This is a genomic window from Oleiphilus sp. HI0066 (assembly GCF_001635725.1).
The window spans coordinates 1-346 of sequence record NZ_LWFH01000836.1; the positions used below are offsets into that span (position 1 = coordinate 1).

Consider the following 346-nt stretch of genomic DNA (forward strand, 5'->3'; position numbering starts at 1 on the left):
TCTTTATACGCTTCAGCAGATTTGCTAGGCCTAACACGTAAAATGATGCCATGTAGGATCAGCATCCATATCAGTTTTGGAATCTCAACAACACGAGGATCCGATAAAAATTGAGCCAGATATTTACGTAGCGCTTTAGCCGTTGGAGCCTCAGGCGTACCCAGATTCACCAATAAAACGCCCACTTTATCTGCACTACGGTGTGAAAAATTCTTTTCACCTTTGAACGCCATTACACCGCCTCTTTTAGTGTTTTGTTAAGCCAAGCCCAAGACATCCCTAAATATTCATGCCACGCTGCTTGAACAATTGCCAAGTTGTTTGCTGTCGGAATCCAATCACGCCA

General features: G+C 43.6%; 1 protein-coding gene. It reads right to left on the reverse strand.

The features are described from left to right. Positions 1–233: ferrochelatase (locus A3738_RS09805; RefSeq protein ID WP_197473771.1), on the reverse strand; the 233-nt coding region annotated here is incomplete at its 3' end. Between the last annotated feature and the right edge of the window lie 113 nt (positions 234–346).